Here is an 888-nt window from a genome sequence, read left to right on the forward strand (position 1 = left end):
TCTTTTCGCTCATGTCGTGCACCCACTGGATCGTCACGGCATCCACGATGATAGTTTGGGCCTCGCGCAAGCGGGCCCGGTCGGTGAAGAAGCCGCCGGGTTTGCCCGAAAGCTTCGGGGTGGTGCGGGTCAAAAGTTCGTCCAGAGCGTCATATTCTTCGTCGGTCATATCATCAGCCATAGTATCCTCCTAAATGGTGACAAGCGCGCGCCACCCAGGGCGGCACGGCATGGCGTGGAACACACGGATAGTGTTCTCGTTAATACGATTATACAGTACTTCAAGCAGATTTGCATTGCCGTCAAAGCCCAGGAGCAGGTACTTATCAGAAAAATCCTCCATGAGATCTTCGTATTGGGGGTGGTTTACCGCCTGGGAGATGGCTTCTTTGGTAACCCCGTGCTTGAACGCAGATGGTACGAAGGTGATTGCCTCATCCATGGTTCCAGTTTACCGCAAAACAGGCGTTTGAGCAAGAAAAAAGGCGGATCAGGTGGCCGACACCTTTTTTGCCAAAAAAAACAAAAAATCCCACTAAAAATAATTTCCCGCTAAAGCATTTTTCACGGCGGCTCCATAAAGGGGGGGTATGGGGGAAGTCCGGCCGTTGGCCCGGGGTCCCCCGGTGTGGTATACTAATCGTAATGGAGAAGAAGGCAGCATGATACTCAACCAAGCCCAAAGGGCGAAGGTTCCCCTCTTGATGGGAACGGTGTATGAAGAAATCACCCTGAAAAATCTGGGTGATGTAAGTGCGGCTGAGCGTGGGCATCTGGCAGAACCGGAAATCCGGGAAATGACGGTACGGTCCGTCGTCGATACCGGGGCGGAGACCCTGGTTATCAGCGAAGCGGTGCAAAAAGAGCTGGGCCTGCGGACGAAGCGTG

General features: G+C 53.5%; 2 protein-coding genes and 1 pseudogene. 1 reads left to right on the forward strand and 2 read right to left on the reverse strand.

Features of this window, described 5'->3' with window-relative positions:
• On the reverse strand, positions 1-181 hold a 181-nt coding region (locus TPRIMZ1_RS0111930; RefSeq protein WP_010259783.1), incomplete at its 3' end, for a hypothetical protein.
• Between the two features lie 9 nt (positions 182-190).
• The gene (locus TPRIMZ1_RS0111935; RefSeq protein WP_010259786.1) at positions 191-442 is read right to left on the reverse strand and encodes a hypothetical protein; all 252 of its coding nucleotides are present in this window, start codon (positions 440-442) and stop codon (positions 191-193) included.
• Between the two features lie 220 nt (positions 443-662).
• Between TPRIMZ1_RS0111935 and TPRIMZ1_RS0111940 the strand changes: the two are divergent.
• A pseudogene (locus TPRIMZ1_RS0111940) lies at positions 663-888 on the forward strand (hypothetical protein); the annotation flags it as partial.

The sequence above is a fragment of the Treponema primitia ZAS-1 genome, assembly GCF_000297095.1.
Classification (GTDB): domain Bacteria; phylum Spirochaetota; class Spirochaetia; order Treponematales; family Breznakiellaceae; genus Termitinema; species Termitinema primitia_A.

Coding starts and splice junctions, on each gene's coding strand:
- TPRIMZ1_RS0111935 (WP_010259786.1), bottom strand. CDS start 442: ATGGATGAGGCAATCACCTTCGTACCATCTGCGTTCAAGCACGGGGTT.